This is a genomic window from Dysgonomonas sp. 520, from assembly GCF_010501095.1.
GTDB lineage: Bacteria > Bacteroidota > Bacteroidia > Bacteroidales > Dysgonomonadaceae > QVMP01.
Map to the genome: position 1 here is coordinate 63348 of NZ_QVMP01000001.1, position 21022 is coordinate 84369.

At 40.1% G+C, this 21022-nt stretch carries 16 protein-coding genes; 8 read left to right on the forward strand and 8 right to left on the reverse strand.

Going from position 1 to position 21022, the window contains the following annotated elements:
* Positions 1-31 precede the first annotated feature (31 nt).
* The 6 genes from D0T56_RS00260 to D0T56_RS00285 all read left to right on the forward strand — a co-directional run bounded on the left by D0T56_RS00260 (position 32) and on the right by D0T56_RS00285 (position 5920).
* The gene (locus D0T56_RS00260; RefSeq protein ID WP_163318139.1) at positions 32-1516 is read left to right on the forward strand and encodes a hypothetical protein; all 1485 of its coding nucleotides are present in this window, start codon (positions 32-34) and stop codon (positions 1514-1516) included.
* A gap of 94 nt (positions 1517-1610) precedes the next feature.
* Positions 1611-2570 (forward strand): outer membrane protein assembly factor BamE, encoded by a 960-nt coding sequence (locus tag D0T56_RS00265; protein WP_163318140.1) that lies wholly within the window; start codon positions 1611-1613, stop codon positions 2568-2570.
* 217 nt (positions 2571-2787) lie between these two features.
* Positions 2788-3666, forward strand: coding sequence for a BatD family protein (locus D0T56_RS00270; RefSeq protein ID WP_163318141.1), 879 nt, complete (start codon positions 2788-2790; stop codon positions 3664-3666).
* 10 nt (positions 3667-3676) lie between these two features.
* Complete coding sequence (gene pdxH, locus D0T56_RS00275; protein ID WP_163318142.1) at positions 3677-4315, forward strand: pyridoxamine 5'-phosphate oxidase; 639 nt, start codon at positions 3677-3679, stop codon at positions 4313-4315.
* Between the two features lie 78 nt (positions 4316-4393).
* Positions 4394-4813, forward strand: coding sequence for a hypothetical protein (locus tag D0T56_RS00280; protein WP_163318143.1), 420 nt, complete (start codon positions 4394-4396; stop codon positions 4811-4813).
* 12 nt (positions 4814-4825) lie between these two features.
* Positions 4826-5920 (forward strand): Nif3-like dinuclear metal center hexameric protein, encoded by a 1095-nt coding sequence (locus D0T56_RS00285; protein WP_163318144.1) that lies wholly within the window; start codon positions 4826-4828, stop codon positions 5918-5920.
* Between the two features lie 60 nt (positions 5921-5980).
* On the opposite strand, the gene D0T56_RS00290 is transcribed toward D0T56_RS00285, so the two are convergent.
* The 5 genes from D0T56_RS00290 to D0T56_RS00310 all read right to left on the reverse strand — a co-directional run bounded on the left by D0T56_RS00290 (position 5981) and on the right by D0T56_RS00310 (position 13262).
* A complete protein-coding gene (locus tag D0T56_RS00290) occupies positions 5981-6337 on the reverse strand; it encodes a hypothetical protein (RefSeq protein WP_163318145.1) in 357 nt (118 codons plus the stop codon).
* A 23-nt stretch (positions 6338-6360) separates the two neighbouring features.
* Entirely contained in the window at positions 6361-8679 is a 2319-nt protein-coding gene (locus D0T56_RS00295) for a hypothetical protein (protein WP_163318146.1), read from the reverse strand.
* A 302-nt stretch (positions 8680-8981) separates the two neighbouring features.
* Positions 8982-10109 carry a radical SAM family heme chaperone HemW gene (hemW, locus tag D0T56_RS00300; protein WP_163318147.1) on the reverse strand — a complete coding sequence of 376 codons (1128 nt, stop codon included), beginning with the start codon at positions 10107-10109 and terminating at the stop codon, positions 8982-8984.
* Positions 10110-10137: 28 nt separating this feature from the next.
* On the reverse strand, positions 10138-11946 hold the full coding sequence (locus D0T56_RS00305; protein ID WP_163318148.1) for a long-chain fatty acid--CoA ligase: 1809 nt from the start codon (positions 11944-11946) through the stop codon (positions 10138-10140).
* 170 nt (positions 11947-12116) lie between these two features.
* Positions 12117-13262 carry an acyltransferase gene (locus tag D0T56_RS00310; RefSeq protein WP_163318149.1) on the reverse strand — a complete coding sequence of 382 codons (1146 nt, stop codon included), beginning with the start codon at positions 13260-13262 and terminating at the stop codon, positions 12117-12119.
* A gap of 286 nt (positions 13263-13548) precedes the next feature.
* Here D0T56_RS00310 and D0T56_RS00315 point away from each other — a divergent pair, with 286 nt between their 5' ends.
* Positions 13549-15372, forward strand: a complete 1824-nt coding sequence (locus D0T56_RS00315) for a DEAD/DEAH box helicase (RefSeq protein ID WP_163318150.1) — start codon at positions 13549-13551, stop codon at positions 15370-15372.
* A gap of 243 nt (positions 15373-15615) precedes the next feature.
* Entirely contained in the window at positions 15616-17076 is a 1461-nt protein-coding gene (locus tag D0T56_RS00320; protein WP_163318151.1) for a tryptophanase, read from the forward strand.
* 17 nt (positions 17077-17093) lie between these two features.
* Here the strand turns inward: D0T56_RS00320 and D0T56_RS00325 are convergent, their stop codons facing one another.
* From D0T56_RS00325 to D0T56_RS00335, 3 genes are all read right to left on the reverse strand, one after another.
* Entirely contained in the window at positions 17094-18512 is a 1419-nt protein-coding gene (locus D0T56_RS00325) for a DUF6056 family protein (protein ID WP_163318152.1), read from the reverse strand.
* A complete protein-coding gene (locus D0T56_RS00330) occupies positions 18509-19450 on the reverse strand; it encodes a glycosyltransferase family 2 protein (RefSeq protein ID WP_163318153.1) in 942 nt (313 codons plus the stop codon). Before D0T56_RS00330 ends, D0T56_RS00325 begins: the two co-directional genes overlap by 4 nt.
* 111 nt (positions 19451-19561) lie before the next feature.
* Positions 19562-21013 (reverse strand): glycoside hydrolase family 10 protein, encoded by a 1452-nt coding sequence (locus tag D0T56_RS00335; protein ID WP_163318154.1) that lies wholly within the window; start codon positions 21011-21013, stop codon positions 19562-19564.
* Positions 21014-21022 lie beyond the last annotated feature (9 nt).

Sequence of the window (21022 nt, forward strand, 5' to 3'; positions counted from 1 at the left end):
TAATTTTGAACATTAATACACATATTTCAATATGAACTATCGACAAAATACCAACTCTTTCAGGCAAAATGGCTGGTTTTATCTGTTTTTTCTGATAATTTCAATCTTTTTTCTCGGAGTTCACTCAATAAACACCAGTCCGATGTTTATCGGATATGGAGGCGATAGTTCAAACTACCTGATGATGGGTAAAATGCTTCTCGCAGGAAAAGTCCCTTACCTCGATTTTTTCGACCACAAAGGTCCCGTCATAACCTTTGTTGAGGCTTTGGGGCAATCAATTGCACCCGACAGGCTCGGACTGTTTATCCTGCAAATAATAAACCTCACGCTAACGCTGTCCATCATATATTGTTGCGCAAGACTCATACTGAGCAAGTCTTACAGCTTTCTGACAACAGTCATCGCCTTGTTTTTCTTCACATTCACGATGGAAGGCGGCAACCTGACGGAAGAATACAGCCTGCCCTTCCTATTTTACACGCTGTATGTAACCCTGAAATTTTATTTTTCGGGCAACAAAAAATTAAACTCCTTCCATCTGGTATTGACAGGAATATGCGCCGCATTCCTTTTCTGGCTGCGGCTCAACAACATGGGAGCACTTTGTGCCTGTATGCTCTACATGTTTATTGTTTCCATCAGCGATAAAAATTGGAGATTAGTAAAAAACATAGTGATATTCTTTATCATCGGTTTCATTTTAGGGTCGGCTCCTGTTGTTATATATTTCTGGACGACAAACAGTTTCATGCCAATGATAGATGCTGCTTTCATCCACAATTTTAAATATCTCGGAACAGACGGAGGACTGCCCTCTCCTTTCGTAAATGCCACAAGTACTTTCTTCTACATACTGAAAGCATGGGTTCCTTTCATCGTTCTTTTTATAGGAACTTCCTTGTATTACTTGTCGGCAAAACGAGACAAGAATGCCTTGCTTTTTGCCTTTCTGCTGTTTTTCTTCGGATATATCACAACACACATCGGATCGGCATATTATCATTATATGACCCTCAATATACCCAGTTTGACAACAGGCTGCATTTTCTTTTTCATAGTCTTGAGCAAAAGAAAGTCACGGAACGGTTTCGCCGTCACTTTTTCCGTTATTTTATTTCTCGGACTGATTGCATTTTCCGCATTCAGATACATCAAGAATGGCGGCGGGTCGGAAGGCGACAGCTACTACATAAGCCAAGCGCGCGAAATGACATCCCTTGTTCCGGAAGATGAGAAGAACTCCGTTTTCGGATACCACACCTATTCACGCTTCTACCCTTCGGGCGATGTATTGCCATGTTTCAAATATTATATCATGCAAGAATGGATGGGCAGATCTAACCCGCAGATTATAGCCGAAATAAACGATATGATGGAAACCAATCCGCCGAAGTGGGTATTCACCGAGTTCAGAAGTCAAAGCACAAACCTTCGTTTTTGGGAAATAATAGATCAAAAATACGAACTTCGGGGAAAGAATAACCTTTTCGAAGCCTATCATCTCAAACAATAACACAATTATTTTGAGTTACAAGATTAAACCATTTAGTACATAATCTGTTCTAATTAGTATTGACAAAAGAGAAAACAAACAATACAATAATATTATGAAAAAGTTAATTGTAATTTTATCCATAACATTTTTGCTTGCATCTTGCGGGGTGTACAAAACTGTCGACATCAACAAGTTATCAACAGGCATGAGCAAAAGAGAAGTGGAATACCAGATAGGTCCTCCATCCAGAGTGTTAGCCGTAAATAGAACTCAATACGGATATCAGGAAATATTGGAATACAGGGCCTACAACAGCGAAGTCTATGCTCTTGAATTTTGGGACGACTATCTGGTGGGGTACGAATATCTGTACGACGACATTGTGTATGCCCCCTACCCTGCCCCTCCGGTGATGATGCCGCCTCCGGGACGACCAATAATAGTTATAAGGCCTCCGCACCACGGTGGCGGAAACTATTATCCACCTCAAAAACCGGGAAACAATACACGCCCTCCAAGTGGCGGAACACATACAAGACCTCCGGGCAGTGGAACGAACAACGGCTCTACCCGTCCTCCAAGTGGAGTGGGCGGCAATAGCGGAAACAGTTCGAGCAGGCCAAGTTCAGGGGGGAACGGTTCTTCCGTTGGTAGCGGTAGCAATAGTTCACGCCCAAGTAGCGGAAACTCTACCAGAAACCCATCGAGAGAAGACAACAATTCTTCCTCAAGTAGTTCAGGCAGAGGTTCATCAAGAAACCCTGACAGTAGCACTAGCGGCAGTTCTTCGGGGCGCAACACATCTACAAGTACAAGCACGAGTTCTTCCTCTAGCAGTTCGGGCAGAGGTTCGTCAAGAAACACTGATAGCAGTACCAGCAGCAGCTCTTCGAGCCGGAATACATCCACAAGCACGAGTTCTTCTTCCAGAAGTTCAAGCGGAATTTCATCCAGCCGAAGTTCTTCGGTGAATTCCGACAGTAATTCTTCGTCAAGTAGAAGTTCGTCTACCAGAAGTTCCAGTGGAAGTTCTTCTTCCGGATCGGGCAGTTCAAGAAATAGCAGGCGATAAAATATAACAAAACAACAAGTAAAAGAGGCTATTCCGAAAGTCTCTTTTTACTTGTTTCACCTTCTATGAAACATGCTTTTTTATTTCAGGCGAATACCATTTCGTCCCTACAAGCATTTCAAATAAGAGAGATAATCTTTTGATGCGCTTGTCTTTTCAAGCCTACAACTTTGTTAAAAAAATAACTACATTTGTATTGAGATAAATTTTTACAAAGATGAAAAAAAGAACAATTCTATACATTTTCCTTTTATCATTTTGTCTGTCAAATATTAATGCACAAAAAGAGGGCAAAATAAAATTCTACACAGAAGTTCCGGAAGAAGTTTTACCTGACACGCGTTTTCAGCTTCATTACGTATTGGAAGGAGCCGAAGGCAAAGATTTTGATGTTGCGCAAACCAAATTAGAGAATGTGTACGTGCTTTATGGACCTTCAACATCGAGCAGCGTGCAGTCTACAACAAATCCTAAAACGGGTGAAAGAATAACCGAATATAAAACAAAATATACTTATATGCTTCAATCGGGAGACAAAGGTACGATTACCATTCCTGAGGCTTCGATTGATGTAAACGGGAAGAAACTGACTACCAAAAGTAAAAAAATCAAGATTGTTGAAAGCAAAACAAAACCTAAAACGGAGAAACAAGACAGCAAAAAAATTGAGATAACCGACAAAGATATTTTCATCAAAACAAGCACTTCGAAACGAGCTGCCGGAATAGGCGACCCGATAGAAATATCGTATACGCTTTACATAAAATCCGATCTGGAGATAGAAAACGTTATGGATTCGGACAGACCCCGCTTCTCCGGGTTCAGAGTAAAAAGAGAGGCTGTTGATGATGAAAGAGACTCGAAACAAGAAAAATTGAACGGAAAAACTTATAATGTTATTGAAATTGCAAAATACACTATATATCCACAAGATACAGGAAGCTATCCTATCGAACCATACAGCTTGACATTGCTTATAGATCCGGATAAAAAAAGAGATAAATCAGGAATGACCCAACGAGAACTCTACAATTCGATGATAAAAAAGACTGTTTCTTCCGAAAAAATCAGAATAGTTGTCGGTTCGGTTCTTTAATTTCGGAAAAATGGAAGATTTATTCGATTTAAGGAGGAATTATTCGCTCAAAACATTGGACATAAAAGATGTGACAAGTGACCCTGTTTCACAATTTGAAGTCTGGATTAACGAAGCGATCAGTGCACAGGTTGCCGAACCCAACGCAATGACCCTATCCACCTCCACGCCCGAAGGCAAGGTATCATCGCGGGTTGTCTTGCTAAAGCAAGTAAAAGAGGACGGCTTTGTATTCTTCACCAACTACGACAGCAAGAAAGCCACTCAAATAGACTCAAATCCATATTGCGCCCTGAACTTCCTGTGGCTCGAACTTGAGCGGCAAGTGAGAATAGAAGGCATAGTGAGCAAGATATCGCCGGAAGAATCCGATCTATATTTCAACGTTCGCCCCGAGAAAAGCAAATTGGGTGCATGGTCTTCGCCTCAAAGCAAGGAAATCCCCAACAGGGAATATCTTGACGGACTAATGTCTCAAACGGAGAAAAGGTTTGACAATGGGATAGTTACACGTCCTGAAAACTGGGGCGGATATATTGTAAAACCCCTTCTGATTGAGTTTTGGCAAGGGCGAAGCAACCGTCTTCACGACAGGATTTGTTATACATTAGAAAACAACCGATGGCATATCAGCCGTCTGGCTCCTTAATCATTTCAATTTAAACGGATTATTTTGGCTATAATATCATTTTATGCCTAACTTAGTATTTCTTTAAAATTGAATCTTATGCAGGAACCAATTGTTACATTTAAACAGGCGGCACAACTTAAAGAATTGGGCTTTAACGCAAAGGTTACGCACTTCTACGATGTTCTGGATCAGATGCTTTATCTCAGTTTTGTTCAAAAGCGTAGTCCCGGCAATTTCAACGAAGAAGAAACGCTGATATCTGCCCCAACCACATCTCTGGCTCTGGATTGGATACGAAATAGCCTGAAAATATACTGCGGTGTTTATCCTGTTGCTGATTCGCGATCTTTTTCCCTCGGATACAGATGGAAATATTATACCATAAAAGGAGAGGATGACCCAGTTGCCCACGAAAGCAGCCCTGTAAGCCTATATCAAACATTTGCTTTGGCAGAAGCCGAGCTGCTCACGTTTGTTTTGGAATATATCAATGATTATAAGATAAATACCCACTAATAGAGTGACCCGATGAAAATAAAAGAAATAATCCAGCAGATAGAAAATCTGGCTCCGCTGCCACTACAAGAGAGCTTCGACAATAGTGGAGTGCAAATAGGAGATATTAATCAACCCGTAAAGAAGGTGCTCTTGTGCATCGACATCACGGAAACCGTTGTAGATGAAGCTATATCACTTGGGTGCAATCTGATTATATCGCATCATCCCATAGCATTTAAGCCATTTAAGTCGCTCACAGGCAAGAATTATATCGAACGTTGCATGATCAAGGCATGCAAACATGACATCGTTTTATATGCCGCTCATACCAATCTGGACAATGCTGTTGACGGAGTAAATTACAAACTGGCTAACATGCTCGATCTGAAACACATCCGCATCTTAGCTCCGGCAGAGAATTCACTTATCAAATTAGCGACATTTGTGCCCAATAGCCATGCTGCAAGTGTTCGTTCAGCACTATTCAATGCGGGAGCGGGCAATATTGGCAACTATGATTCTTGCAGTTTTAATGTTGCCGGAACGGGAACTTTCAAGGCAGGAGAAGCAGCAAATCCTTTTTGCGGAGAAGTGAACGAACTACATTTCGAGGATGAAATTCGTATCGAAGTCATTCTTCCCTCCTTCAAACAAAAGGAAGTTGAAAGGGCACTTATATCGGTTCACCCTTATGAAGAGCCTGCTTATGACCTATATCCGCTTCGCAATGCCTGGACACAAGCCGGCAGCGGGGTTGTAGGCACATTACCTGAGGCTATGGACGAAGAGGCATTCTTATATTTAATAAAAGATACTTTTCGTATCACTTCGCTGCAATATTCGGCATACAGAGGAAAGCCTGTACAAGATGTAGCTATATGCGGCGGAAGCGGAGCCTTTCTCATACCTAAAGCCATATCTTATGGCGCAGATGTATTTATCACAGGTGAAGCGAAGTATAATGATTTTTACGATGTTGAAGATAAGATATTACTCACAACAATAGGTCATCACGAGTCGGAAGTATGCACAAAGGACATTTTCAATGAAATACTTTCGAAAAAGTTTCCTGAACTGGATATTTATTTGTCCAGCTTTGACATCAATCCTATCAACTATCTATAACTATACAACCAGTTGATTCATAAACAAAAAAGGCATCTCAATGAGATACCTTTTTTTATTTTAGTTTCTTGCTGTTCTTCTTCTATATAAAACATACATTCCATAAAGAGTGATAGCAAAAGCTAATGGAACTATACCATCCTCAATTGGCGTTTCCGAACCATCCCATCCACCGTCTCCTGTTTCAGTTCCTCCAGGACTTATATTATCATCGTTATTGCTGCCTAACAATGTCAAATAATCATCGTAGGTCATGCCTGAAGGAGGTTTTGTTCCCACACCAGCTTGTCCTTCATAATATTCAGAAGGAGACCCACTAGTTATATCATGCGAATTGTCACTTCCAAAGTCAAATGCAAAAGCAGCATTCGATGTAAGAAACAGTATCGTTACAAGAGCAATTTTCTTTAGTAGCATTATATCAAATTTCATTATTTTCATCATTTCGCCAAAAGTTTTGTAACATAAGATTTTGGTCCGGTTGTTTTAAGAACATAAGCACCTGTAACTAAAGAGCAAGGTATTTCCATTACAGACTGCTCAATTTGTGTTCTAAGAACCAAAGCTCCCTGAATACTATATAGATTAATATATCCACCAAAATCTTCCGCATTGAATCCGGAAACTGTTAAGGTTCCTTCATTATAGTGAGCATGAATATTGCGATCATCCACATCGCTTTCGTCTATTCCTGATTTAGGTTTGAAATGCAATACAAATCTATCAGCAGGGTCCATCGGAGACGAATTTGTTACATATCTGGTTTCCGGAGTCAATTCAACTGTTTGTCTGTCTATTTTATCTTCCAATAATATAGTACCAACAACCTCTTTTGTATTCAGACGTAATCCTCTAATAGTAATTTCTTGTGCTTCTGTTGCCGGTTGCATGTATACCTGAACAGACTCTGTATCATCCGGCAAGAAGTTCACGGTTAAAGCTCCACCTGTTTTTTGATCAATTGTATAGAGTTGGCTATAAATAGAAGATTTCACGTCGGCTGCCGTTACTTCTGCCAAAGCAGATTTTGCAGCTACACCACCACTCGCAACCTCAGTGTTCAATTTCGTCACATTCTGGTACTCAGGATTACCTTTTCTTGTTACTGATTTGTATATATCCGTTTCAGGTCTAAGAACCACGTTAGTTCTGTCTGACATACCTGTATTATTATCAACTACTTCAAGAATAAAGTCATCCATTCTTCTGGTAGGTGTATTACGGATAAATTCCGCACGACTCATCAAGCGTTTGCTTTTAGGGATAATCATCGTTTTCCCCTTACCTTTTTCTGTAGCAGCAACAACAAACATTTGTAGAGGAGCAATAGTTACATTACTAGCCAATCCATCATCATCATTATCAGCCGTAAATGTTCCTCCTACACCTTTAGCCAAATAAAAGTTATAAGTAACGGTCATTTTAAGATACGGATATGCTGTCTGAGCAACGCCTTTTGCATCTCCCTTCAATACCCAAATCCTATTTAATATATCTCGATTTAGATTTCCTGAATTATCTGGGACTATACCCCATTCTCCTTTTGGTCCTGCGTTACTACTAGATAATAATTCTGTGATATCCAACGGCGCCATAAAAGGATTTGCCAAATAGTTGAACCCAAGATCCAAAGTGACAGGAACGTTACTTACATTCAATTTTTCTGCCTGATAATGCTTTAATGTTTTATTTATGAAGTTTTTATTCCTTGTGTTATCACCAAAAAACTTGAATCTATTGAAATAATGACCATCCTTTGCTCTATGGTCAAAATCAATCACACCACTATATATAGGATTGATATCCCAATAATATGTAGCAGGATTTTGATTTCCTCTGATATCGATTCCACTGATATAACCTTTACCTGCTGTCAATTCAGTAATAGGGTCAATGATAGGCTTCCCTCCCGGACCAAAAAAACTTTCATGCACAGGCCCCATTATATTATTGTATACAAAATAATCCGCATACATGCTTTCATAAGGCACACCAAAACCAAACATAGGTCTTTCTGCTCCGATATTTATGGCACTATTGTTATCATCTAGTCTTAAGCGAACCTCTACAAAACCTCTTTCGTTGGCAGGATATTTCCAATCCGCAGCTGTCAACTCTTTTGTGGCAGCAGGTGTCCCATTTAATTCCCAACCGTTATATACAGCTTTTCCATCCACTAACAAGTGAGCCATTACTGTTCTGTTGTTTATCAAATCGACTGTTGAACCTGACGGATAATCCACATTTGCAGCAGCTTTCTTTGAATCCAAGACCAACCAACCTTTATGTAATATCAGGTCTTTAGTTTTCATCGCTATCTCAGGATATACCAATACCGATTTTGCATTTTCCACTTTCACGTGAGGAAAATTGATGTAAGATGTTGCCTTTGATGGAATATCGGTATAAGTAGTTTTACTTGTCAATATCCGCTGTTCACGAGTAGCCGTTGATAATGGCTTAAACTCAAAGACGCCTTCATTTCCGGCAGTGGCAGTTTTGAATACTGCTCCTGTTTTAACATCGTTGTAGAAATCTCCTGTTAAACGCACTTTCGATTTTGACATCGAAATATTACTTGTGATAGCTGTGTTGGTAGCATCTGTACCCACCTTCATATCTCCCTGAACATACAGGATAGTTTTTGCCGTGTCTTGTCCGACAACCGACATTAATCCTTTATTGTAAAAAACGACCTGTCCTTGTATAAATGAAAAGGCAGGGAAGATACACATCAACAATAGTATTTTATTTTTCATTTTTTTACACATCACTAAATCTTTTAAAAATATATGGAATCTGATGTAATTTTGTAATCGTTTAATTAATAACACATAGTGAAATCTCGTAAATGCTTGCGCCGTATCACGGACAGGCAAAGATAATATGATTAAATAAGAAAAGAAGCATCAATTTTCGTTTTATTTTTTAGAGGAGGCTAATTTTAACTTATTTTAAGCACAAATTCACACTCTTTAACCATAAAAAGATAAACATTTCCGATTTAAAGAGTGATACATAACACTTTTCGTCCTACAAAAGTAAGATAAAAAAATCAATTTTACAACTTCATCATATCACTTATTATCATATCGCAGGTAAATATCCCCTTACTTGTCAGGACTATGCGTTCTTTTTCGTTTCTTAATAAACCTTTTGCCAAATATGCCTCTATATTATTTAAACAATATTTTAACATATCATCACCAAAATTAATCTTCAGCTCAGAAAGGTTTATTCCCCACATAGTTCTCAACCGGGTCATCACAAATTCATTGTAGCGGGTTTTCTCATCCAGTATTTCCCGCTCCACAGCGGGATCCCCAATCTTCACACCACTTATATATAAAGGTATGGACGAGACATTCTTTTCCCTCGTCAACACATTATACGAATGGGCACCTGCTCCTATCCCCAGATACTTGGCGTCTTTCCAATAAGATGTGTTATGTCTCGAGTAGAAACCATCTTTCGCAAAGTTTGATATTTCGTAGTGAATATAGCTTTCATCTTTTAAAAGTTCAATCATAGCAGAAAACATATCCAGGCTAACTTCCTCGTCCACAGCGTCAATCCTGCCATCATCCAGCATAGTATACAATGGCGTATCTTTTTCGTAAGTCAGGTGGTAAGCAGATATATGCTGAACGTTTAGAGCGATAAGCTTTTGCAGACTTTCTATATAGCGAGCCGTTGTCTGCCCCGGCAATCCATAAATTAAATCTGCACTAATATTTTCAAAGCCAGCCTGTTGTGCATCTTTAATTGCAGATATTGCCCTTTCGGCTGTATGTCTGCGCCCCAGAAACAAAAGCTCATCATCATCAAAACTCTGAATTCCAATACTGATTCTATTGAATGGCAATGACCTCAACATACGGATATATGCGCTATCCAAATCGTCGGGATTGGCTTCGAGCGTAATTTCTGCATCGGGCACAACCTCAAATTCCCTGAATATAGCCTCGAAAACTCGCACAAAATCTTCCCGAGACAGCAGAGACGGCGTTCCCCCACCCCAATAAATGGTTTCAATAGGCTCTGCGCCAATATAATTTTTCCTTAACGATATTTCTTTGCATACGGCGTCAACATACGACACACGCTGAACCATATCAGTTTGTGTAAAAAAATCACAGTAAACACATCTTTTCTTACAATATGGAATGTGAATGTATATACCTGCCATTATTTATAAACTACAAATCAGCCTCAACTTATTCGGCATACATCTTATCAATCAAGGCTTTGTATTTTTCCGCAACCACTCGCCTCTTGATTTTCAGTGTATTTGTCAAATCTCCGTTTTCTATTGAGAATGGCTCCGAAAGCATCGTAAATTTCTTCACTTTCTCGAAAGATGCAAATCCGGCTTGCAGTGCTTCTATATGACGCGAAATCAAAGCATTGGCATCTTCATTCCGAACCAAATCTTCCATCGTTGTATATTTAACATCGTTTCTTTCTGCCCAAGCGGCCAAGGCTTCGTAGTTAGGCACAATCAGGGCACTGACAAACTTACGCTCATCGCCAATCACCGCCACCATATCAATATAGGCATCTTCGCCCAATTTTGTTTCCAAAGCCTGAGGGGCAATATATTTACCATTCGATGTTTTAAACAAATCTTTTATTCTTTCGGTTAATCTTAAAGATCCGTCGGGAAGTATCTCCCCTGCATCTCCGGTTCTGAAAAATCCGTCTTCGGTAAATGCTTTTGCTGTTTCCTCTGGTTTGTTATAATATTCTTTTGTTATGGTTTTCCCTTTTACCAATATTTCACCATTGACATCTATTTTCACTTGCAAATCCGGCATTGGAGTTCCCACCGAATCCAAAACAAAGTTTTGAGTAGGATAACAACTCACCGTAGCTGTAGTTTCGGTGAGTCCGTAACCAACAATAAGCGGTATATTTACCGATTGCAGAAACTCGTTAACTCCCACCGACAAAGGCGATCCAGCACAGGGAAACAGGTTTCCTTTATGTATGCCTACTACGTATTTCAATAAATAATAGACTGTGTGATCGTAAATAAAAAATTTCAAGCGATTTCCGACAGGTGGTTTCAGTCCTTTGTTCTTATAATCAAGATTATGCTTCTTACCCGTTTTTATAGCATCATTGAAGATCCATTTCATTATCTTACCTGATGTTTCTATTTTCTCCTTCACTCCGGCATAAACCTTTTCCCAGAAACGAGGCACACTACACATCAGCGTCGGATGTATCTGCTTTATCGACTTCTGCACTCCTTTCGCATCCTGATTGACAGCAATGGTTATTCCCGCATGAATACAATAATAGCACCATGCCTTTTCAAACACATGCGCCAATGGCAAAAAGTTCATAGACACATCTTTGTCCGAAACCATTGTCAGCCGAATATCATGTATCCTGAAAACTTCCCTGAAAGCAGAGTGCAACAAAACAACACCCTTTGGCTCGCCGGTTGTTCCGGACGTATATAATATACATGCAATATCCGAATCCTTCACACCTTTCATGCGGATATTCACCTTCACCTGAGCTTCCGAGTTTTCTCCCGAGGCTATGAAATCGTCAAAAAAGAGCGATGTTGTATCTTCCGGATGAGGTTTTACTTGTTTGTCGAATATTATCAGGCGTTCCAGCACATCCGATTGTTGCTGTATCTTAAACGCATTGTTGTATTGAAACTGCTCGCCCACACAAAGCACCTTCACATGAGCGTCTTTCACTATATATTCAACCTGCGACGGCGATGCTGTTGCATATATAGGCACGGTGGTAGCACGGTTTGCATACGCACCAAAATCGACAAGGAAATATTGATATAAGTTTTGAGAATAAATACCGATTTTGTCTTTAGCGTCCACACCGATTTCTGCCATTGCCCAAGCAGTCTTCATCACTTTTTCCGAAAATTTCGCCCACGAAAGGGTCTTCCATCTTTTCTGATTAAAATCACGATATTTTAACGCTGTTTTCGACCCATACTTTTCGGCTCTACGATGAACCAACTCTGACAAATGGTAATTGCTCATAACTTATTGATATTTTCCTTTGTTTAGGGAGCAAAGTTACTCTAAAAAATGATTAAAAGTCACTTTACCTTGTGTTTTTATAGTTGTCAATGCACCTGTTAACGAAACAATCACCCCTTTTTCCGAGCCTAACTATAACAGTTATCACACTCTCTACATCAACCCGAAACCTAGCTCAATCGTCGAATCAAACCTTTACCTTTCTTTATAAAATACTTCTCTACGTATTGATAACTCAAATACGATAATCCACAAGAAATGACAAACATTACAACATAGCGGATTATGAAATTGACTATACATGCCATTGAGGTTGTACTTGGCATGAAATCTACAAAGCCTAAACGACTCATCCAAAACAATACTCCGAAATGAATCAGATACATACTGAAACTTATCTTCCCAACAAACGAAAGAAATGGATTTACCACTACCCTATACTGTTTCTTATGAACAATATAAAAGAATAAAAACAATATAAGACTTGCCCTCAAACAGTCTGACACATTTTCTGTCGGAATGAAATAAATATATATCGGCGTGCCTATCACTAAAGCTACTATCAACCATTTGTTTACGGATATATTTTTCTGACTAACAATGAAAAACAAAACAATACCTAAAATAAAAACCGGAAACTGTGTAGGGAAAGAAATGAATAATGTATTAGTATTCGGATATATATTTATAACCAAAACAGAAAAAACTAAAGATATCGCCACCGAGACTATAAAAAGCAAAAGTGCCTTATTCAAATTAGTGATATATTTATATATAACAGGCAATAATAAGTAGAATGTGATTTCCGCAACAATAGACCAACCTCCCGGAACATAAAATGGCATATTTATATAGAAATTATTCAAAAAGAACAAATTCCTTATTATGTCCGGCAATGAGATTTCCTTAAAATTCACCACAACATCGTAATTAGATGCGATGAGAAAACTATCAAAAGCATAGATTACCAGAGCAATATAATATATGGGAACAATTCGAAACAATCGCCGTATGAAAAAATTACGGGTAGATTTGTTTTCCACATATCTGCTTTGATGCGACAGCATCAGTGTATAGGCACTCACCAGAAAAAAAAGTTGAACACCGTAACGCCCGGCAAGCCTAATCTTATCCAACAAAGGGGATATATCGTGAAGCGAAGAACCATATCCTCCATTATGAATAAGCAGCACCATCAATATAGCTATACCACGCAAACTGTCTATGTACTCATATTTTTTAGGTTCCAATTCAAATAATATTTTAGGTAACGAATGTACAAAAATAGAAAAAATATTAAACATTTCTTCTTTCATAAATTCACTAAGTTAAACCAAGGACATATTCTATAAATGCACCTAACAATTACCATTTTTTGTTTTAGCAGTTTAGAAATACCACAAATAATCGGCCTACATATATTAATCATATAAAAAATTTAATTATCTTTGCAGCCGATTTGGAAATAGAATAAGTGATTATTCTCTTCCGGATTGAGTTAAAGAACAATTATTTTCTCTCTCTTATTTTTACAGTCGTGATGTGGGGGCAGTTGAGAAAAAATAGTTGCTCCATTTATTTTAGAAATCACGAAAAATTTTAATGAAGACATTTGAAGAATTAGGTGTTGCTCCGGAAATCCGTAGGGCAATAGAAGAAATGGGCTATGAAAATCCGATGCCCGTACAAGAAGAAGTAATCCCTTACCTTTTAGACGAAATCCGCGATGTAATCGCATTGGCACAAACAGGAACAGGTAAAACTGCAGCGTTCGGCTTGCCCGTATTACAAAAAATCAATGTAAAACAAAATGTTCCTCAGGCGCTTATCCTTGCTCCTACCCGTGAACTTTGTTTGCAAATAGCCGGCGACTTGGCCGATTATTCAAAATACATCGACAATTTGAGAGTGCTTCCCGTTTATGGAGGTTCGAGCATAGAAAGCCAGATAAAATCGTTGAAGAGAGGCGTTCAGATCATTGTTGCCACTCCGGGTCGTTTGATAGACCTCATCAACCGTAAAGTTGTTGATTTGGAAGCTGTGAAACATGTAGTTTTGGACGAAGCCGACGAAATGTTGAACATGGGTTTCACCGACAGCATTGACGAAATATTGTCTAAAGTTCCCCAAAATCGTTCCATGCTTCTTTTCTCGGCAACTATGCCCAAGGAAATAGCAAAAATCACTCGCAAATATATGGATTCGCCCAAAGAAATAACTATCGGGCGTAAGAATGAGGGATCGCACAACGTGAAGCATGTATATTATATGGTACATGCAAAAGACAAATATCTTGCTTTGAAGCGTATTGCCGACTACTATCCTAATATTTACGGAATCATATTTTGCCGCACACGCCGCGAAACGCAAGAAATTGCAGACAAACTGATTCAAGACGGATATAATGCCGACTCGTTGCATGGCGATTTGTCGCAAGCTCAACGTGACTATGTGATGCAAAAATTCCGCATCCGCAGTCTGCAACTATTGGTTGCAACCGATGTTGCTGCCCGTGGATTGGATGTTGACAGTCTGACTCACGTTATCAACTATGGTTTGCCCGACGACATCGAATCGTACACTCACCGAAGCGGCCGTACAGGTCGTGCGGGAAAAACAGGTACTTCAATCGCTATCGCTCACGTTAAGGAAAAAGGAAAAATACGTGAAATAGAGAAAATTATAAATAAAAAGTTCGAGCAAAAAGCTATCCCTACGGGCGATTCTATTTGCGAAAAACAATTATTCAGCCTGGTTGACAGAATTGAAAAAGTAAAAGTAAACGAAGAAGAAATCGCAGAACTTTTACCTTCAATCTTCCGCAAACTGGATTGGCTGGAAAAAGAAGACATCATAAAACGTGTTATATCTCTCGAATTCAACCGTTTGATTGACTACTACCGTGATGCGCAAGAAATTGAGTCGCCATCTGAAAGATACACCAGAGACGACAAAGGCGGACGCAGCAGCAGAAGAGACGGCAGAGACAGGTCGGACAGAGGCGATAGCAGTTCGCGTGGCGGACGTGCAGCCGAAAAAGGCTATTCTCGTTTGTTTATCAACATCGGTCGCACCGACAACGTGAACCCGGCAACTCTGATGGGATTGGTAAACGACTACGTTCCCGGAAAAATAAGAATCGGGCGTATAGACCTTATGCAGAATTTCGCATTCTTCGATGTGCCTGAAGGTGATGCCTCTCAAGTGGTTAAATCGCTGAACGGACAAGAAGACAAAGGACGTCGCATATCGGTTGAGTTCGCTCAGGCCGGAGGAGGCTCCGACAGAGGAGGACGAAGCGAAAGACGCCCTCGTGGCAATGGTGGTGAAAGCCGTCGTAAAGATAGCTTCAGAGGCGAACGCTCTCATTCCGACTCGGGAAAGAAAGAGCACCGGAAAGGTCAACGCAAACCAAAATACTCTTGATAAAGTATACTATAAAGAAAGTGAAAGCAGGTTGAAAATTCAACCTGCTTTTTTTGTCTTCAGACCACCTTGATTTAAAGACCTTCCACTACGGCAGAGATTAAAAAAAACAGGAAACAAAACTATCACTTTGATCACAAATTAAGTAAATAACAAACATTTCGTTGCATATTTTGATTATTATATTTACCTTTCGGAAATTTTATACTAAAATATCTAACCATAAAAGCAACATATCTAACTATGTCTGGAAATTCTCCGAAAATTAAATTCTACAATGGTGAAGACATTCCATTGGAATTGCACAAAGTGCGTGTAGTACAAAAATTGCATCTGGTTCCTATCGAAAGAAGGCTTGACGCCTTGTACGAAGCGGGGTTTAATACATTCCGCCTCGATACGAAAGATGTTTATCTCGACATGCTCACCGATAGCGGCACCAATGCCATGAGTGACAAACAATTGGGCGCAATGATGATTGCCGACGATGCTTATGCCGGATCGCAAAGTTTTGTAAGATATCAAAAGGCAGTGGAGGATGTATTGGGTAAAAAATACCTTTTGCCGGTGCATCAAGGACGTGCAGCCGAAAATGTTATCTCAAATGCCTTTGTGCGTAAAGGAAGCGTTGTTCCGATGAACTATCACTTCACAACGGCAATGGCTCACATCACACAATACGGAGGACGGATTGAAGAATTGCTTTACGACGAAGCATACGTTATCAACAGCAAGCACCCTTTCAAGGGAAACATGAACCTTGAAAAACTTGAAGAATGTATCCAAAAACACGGATCATCAAATATACCATATATCAGAATGGAGGCATCGACCAACCTCATCGGTGGACAACCGTTTTCGATGCAAAACCTGCGTGACGTTCGCGATATAGCTAACAAATACGGTATTCGTCTGGTGCTGGATGCCAGTCTGTTGGGAGAAAACGCATGGTTGATAAAGCAAAGAGAGGACGAATTCAAAAACAGTTCGATGGCCGAAATCATCTTAACGATGACCGATCTGGCCGATTTGGTTTATTTCTCAGCCCGCAAACTTAGTTCTTCTCGTGGAGGAGGTATCTGTACCAACGATCATAAGTTGTTTAAAGAGTTGGAACCGCTTATCCCATTGTTCGAAGGTTTCCTGACTTACGGCGGAATGTCGGTTCGTGAAATTGAATCAATCGCAGTGGGTCTATACGAAACACTTGACGAAACTATGATTTGCCAAAGTCCTCAATTTATCGAATATCTGGTAAATTCGCTCGAAGATAAGGGTATACCCGTGGTAACACCTCCGGGTGTATTGGGTTGCCATGTGGATGCCATGCAAATATGTGCTCATATTCCTCAAACACAATATCCTGCGGGATCGCTGGCTGCTGCGTTCTTCTTGATTTCAGGAGTACGAGGTATGGAAAGAGGCTCCGTATCTAATCAGCGGGACGAATATGGCAACGAAACTTATGCCGATATGGAATTGCTCAGGCTTGCCATACCACGCCGTGTATTCACCCTGTCGCAAATAAAATACGTTGAAGACCGCATGTCGTGGCTGTATGACAACAGACACATGATAGGTGGACTTAAGTTTGTTTACGAACCCCCTGTGCTACGTTTCTTCATGGGTGGACTTGAACCAATTAACGATTGGCCTCAGAAACTATTGGCTAAATTCAGGGAAGATTTTGGCGATAGCCTGTAAAAATATAATCTGAAAAATTAAGGCGCAACCTTGACCGAATGTAACTCATTGTATCTTGAATATATTCGGTTGTGCCAATCTAAAGAATCGTAAGATAAATCGAAATGATGGAGGAATCTGGTTTTAGGTTCCTCTATTCTTTTCAGAAAAGTTATGTCAGATACCCCCAAGTTTTTTTCTTCCGACAATTGCGCTTCTCGCTCCGCATACACTTGAGATACAGAAGAAAGCTCTTTATATCCCCTATAATAATCCACAGAGAGAAATAGCAGTCCGAAGAACAAAACCGTAGATGTTATTCTTTTTACAAGCAACTTATCAAAATCCAAATTTGCAAAGAGAATCGCAATCGCCAGTATAATCAGGCTATTGATACCGTAAGACGCCCTACCCGGGAAAATAGGCGAAGCCGACATCGCCAAGACTGCAACCAATGCACCCGAAAAAATGATCAACATCAATCCTTTTTGCCTGTTCCTGTTTTCTTTCTTAGAGCAAGACAACCAAAAGAAAAGAGTCAGCACGAGGATAAAAACCAGCACAATACTATAATAATAAAATGCCGCCATTGTGCCTAAAAGTTGATTTATATATACAGATACAAAAAACACATGTTCTGACGTTCCGCCAATCATATCCATCCGGGCATAATTTCCCGGTGCGGCAACCATAAAGGCACAGCCAACTATCGCCCCGATAAGTCCCGTCCAAGCCCAAGCGGGTATTTTCATAGATGAAGACTTATAATAACAGATAAATAAAGCTGTCATCGCAATCAGGGCAACCCCCATGTTCTCGTTAGTCCATCCGGCTACGATTCCGAAAAACAAGAAAGCTATACTTTTGACTATATTACCGTTCGTTTTTTGACTATTGAATAAATAATTCCTGTAAGGAAGCAGGAAAGAAAGGACAATCAACGTTCCCCACAAATAGTTTGCACTGCCTGTTTTCCACAACATTGTGGAACCTAAAGCAGGTTGAAAAAAGAAGATCAGCAGATTGATTCCGATAAGCAACGACGGATTTTTTTTATTCCCTCTATTGGCAAAGGTATAAATGACAAGAGTAAGGGCAACATAGGCCAGACTATTCAATATGTCGGCAGGCAATTTGCCCAGCAACAACAGCGATTGTGCTATCACATGCACAACGGAACGCCCTCCCCATGTAAAATAATGCTCGTATTGGGTATAAAGTATATCCGTGAAACTCTTTACGCGGTCGTTCGATGGCTCAGGCAACATGCTGTACATCCAATCGTCACCAAAAAGCGGATGATTCCTGTTCAGTATGAAGATGAGAAGAAAAGAGCAAACGACAACCAAAGCCATGTTAGCTTTCTTCATCGCATCTTTACCCGTAAAGCCATAAACCTTAAGCAAACATCGGCTAACGGATGCGGACAGGGAATCTAATATGCGAAACGGGTTCATTTTATTTTAGACTTTTCAGTCTCTTTGACAATATAAATCGGACGCCGTTTTACTTCCAGATATAATCGGGAGAGATATTGCCCCAATATGCCCAAACACAAAAGCTGTATACCCCCGATGAAGAAAATACCGCAAATGAGCGTCGGGAATCCGGCAACCGGATCGCCCCAGAGCAAAGTCTTGGTCACAATATAGGCAATAAACACGAGAGATATGATAAAGAAAAGTATACCAAACAACGATGCTATGGCCAAGGGGCGTGTAGAGAAAGCTATTATACCCTCCAGCGAGTAAAAGAACAATCCCCAGAAAGACCATTTGGTTTTACCTGCAACACGCTCTACATTTTCATACGAAATCCATTTGGTGTTGTACCCTACCCAGCCGAATATGCCTTTCGAGAAACGGTTATACTCTCTCAATTCGAGAATAGAATCTACCATCTGGCGTGTCATCAGGCGAAAGTCGCGTGCTCCGTCAACCAACTTGGTATCGGATATATTATTGATGAGCTGATAAAACTTCCGTGCAAAGAACGATCGTATAATGGGCTCACCCTTACGATCTTCGCGTCGGGTAGCCACACAGTCGTAATCTTCCGTTTGCAGGGTTTTATACATTTCCTCCAACAGCATGGGCGGGTCTTGCAAATCGGCGTCGATGGTTGCCACATAATCTCCGGTAGCGGTTTCCAATCCGGCAAAAATAGCGGCTTCTTTTCCGAAATTGCGGGAGAATGACACATATCTGACACGTTCATCTTTGGCACGCAATTCTCTGAAAACGTCTAAAGTTTTATCTTTCGAGCCATCGTTAACGAAGATGAATTCAAATTCTTGCTCCGACATCACCTTTGTCACCTTTTCCAATTCTTTGTAAAGATACGGCAATGCTTCTTCTTCGTTATAGCAAGGTATGATTATTGATATTTTATGCATATTATTTCTATTTCTCTTTTGCAAAGTAAATAAATCATTTTCATTTAATACCAATCGGCAGTTATATCTTCTAAAAAAACGTTGGTTCAAATTGCATGTAATATTACTTGTCTAGTTGGGCAGATAAACCACCGAGCTGTTGCTGCTTTCGTTGCGGTATCTGTCGGATGCTGTTACGGTAAAATACATGCCGCCCTTGGTTTCCAATATAATCTCATTTTCCCTGACTCCAATAGCTGTTAAATGAGAAGAATTACTCAGGTTTATATTTTTTGATGTAGACGAATATATGTTGAAGGAGGGTTTGTTATCACCTTTAGACGAATGTTGCCATTGTAGCTTTATCCTGTTTTTTCCTGCTTTCACGATGGTCAGATTACGAGGTGGAGCCGGAGGCGTACTGTTCAGCCATGTGAGAGGGGGCAGTTTTGCCGGGTTTTTGTAATAGTTCCGTTTAATGCCCGACAAGAAACCCTTGGTGTTGTCGACCATGAATTTTGTTCTGAAAAAGCCTTGCCCTTTTATGTTGTGCTGACGGGTTTTCTTTATTTGACTGTAAAAAAGATCGGTGCTCCAGTTTCCATTGTCGGGATGCTTTTCGTTAGGCAGCATCTTGTATATGCCAAGCACCGGAACCACAAGCCTTCTTTGGCATATTTTAGACCATTCGAGCAAATAAGGGTCGAACAATTCATTTTTATAATACATCATCGGATAGATGGCATCGTGTATGCCTTCCCGCATCCAATGTGCAACATCTTGAAAAACATCGTTGTAAGCCGTCAAAGGAAAACCTTTCACTTTCGCTATCTTCTGATAAACACCTATGGTGCTGCTGCTTACCTGAACCCAATTCTTTTTACTTTTCACAAGTTTATACGCATCCCGCACAAAGGAGTTGATATTCTGCCTTCTCCATTCCTGCAAGCTCTTTCCCTTACCATATTTGGCATGAGTTTTTTGATCCGGAAAACCCGGTTTAGCTTCCGAATAGCGGATGTAGTCGAACGATATGCCATCAATATCATACCCCGAAACAATCTCATCGACAAGCGACAGCAGGTATTCTTTTGTTTTGGGATGCCCCGGATCGAGACGCCACTCGTCATCATAAAAGATGCACATGTCCGGATATTTTTTGACAACTGAATTTGCCCCATGATTTTCTACATGCTTTTTTGTGCCTAGAGGATAGGTTATGAACCAGGCATGACATTCCAAACCTCTGTTATGACATTCTTCGATGACAAATTGAAGAGGATCGAAGGTTTTACTGCTTTTCAGATTTTTGTTGAGCGGCTCAATCTTCGATTTGTACGAGGCATCTCCTCTCAGACGGGTCTGGAAAAAGACAGTATTGAAGTTTGCTTCTTTTATTACGTCAAGCATATTGGTCAAATCTTTTTTCTGGCTTTCGATACTTTTGTTTTTATCGGGCCAGTCGAGTCCGAAATGGGTTGCCAACCATACGGCACGCACTTCCGTGACCGGAGGAAGTCCTTGCCCACATACGGATATGAATGTGAACAATGAAAAAAATAGAATTTGTAAACGTTTCGGCATGATGTAAAA

Bases quoted from the DNA above. Each gene is read 5' to 3' on its own strand.
- D0T56_RS00270 (WP_163318141.1), top strand. From the start codon at position 2,788: ATGAAAAAAAGAACAATTCTATACATTTTCCTTTTATCATTTTGTCTG.
- D0T56_RS00295 (WP_163318146.1), bottom strand. From the start codon at position 8,679: ATGAAAAATAAAATACTATTGTTGATGTGTATCTTCCCTGCCTTTTCA.
- D0T56_RS00265 (WP_163318140.1), top strand. From the start codon at position 1,611: ATGAAAAAGTTAATTGTAATTTTATCCATAACATTTTTGCTTGCATCT.
- D0T56_RS00320 (WP_163318151.1), top strand. From the start codon at position 15,616: ATGTCTGGAAATTCTCCGAAAATTAAATTCTACAATGGTGAAGACATT.
- D0T56_RS00290 (WP_163318145.1), bottom strand. From the start codon at position 6,337: ATGCTACTAAAGAAAATTGCTCTTGTAACGATACTGTTTCTTACATCG.
- D0T56_RS00330 (WP_163318153.1), bottom strand. From the start codon at position 19,450: ATGCATAAAATATCAATAATCATACCTTGCTATAACGAAGAAGAAGCA.
- D0T56_RS00305 (WP_163318148.1), bottom strand. From the start codon at position 11,946: ATGAGCAATTACCATTTGTCAGAGTTGGTTCATCGTAGAGCCGAAAAG.
- D0T56_RS00335 (WP_163318154.1), bottom strand. From the start codon at position 21,013: ATGCCGAAACGTTTACAAATTCTATTTTTTTCATTGTTCACATTCATA.
- D0T56_RS00285 (WP_163318144.1), top strand. From the start codon at position 4,826: ATGAAAATAAAAGAAATAATCCAGCAGATAGAAAATCTGGCTCCGCTG.
- D0T56_RS00280 (WP_163318143.1), top strand. From the start codon at position 4,394: ATGCAGGAACCAATTGTTACATTTAAACAGGCGGCACAACTTAAAGAA.
- D0T56_RS00325 (WP_163318152.1), bottom strand. From the start codon at position 18,512: ATGAACCCGTTTCGCATATTAGATTCCCTGTCCGCATCCGTTAGCCGA.
- D0T56_RS00315 (WP_163318150.1), top strand. From the start codon at position 13,549: ATGAAGACATTTGAAGAATTAGGTGTTGCTCCGGAAATCCGTAGGGCA.
- hemW (WP_163318147.1), bottom strand. From the start codon at position 10,109: ATGGCAGGTATATACATTCACATTCCATATTGTAAGAAAAGATGTGTT.
- D0T56_RS00310 (WP_163318149.1), bottom strand. From the start codon at position 13,262: ATGAAAGAAGAAATGTTTAATATTTTTTCTATTTTTGTACATTCGTTA.
- pdxH (WP_163318142.1), top strand. From the start codon at position 3,677: ATGGAAGATTTATTCGATTTAAGGAGGAATTATTCGCTCAAAACATTG.
- D0T56_RS00260 (WP_163318139.1), top strand. From the start codon at position 32: ATGAACTATCGACAAAATACCAACTCTTTCAGGCAAAATGGCTGGTTT.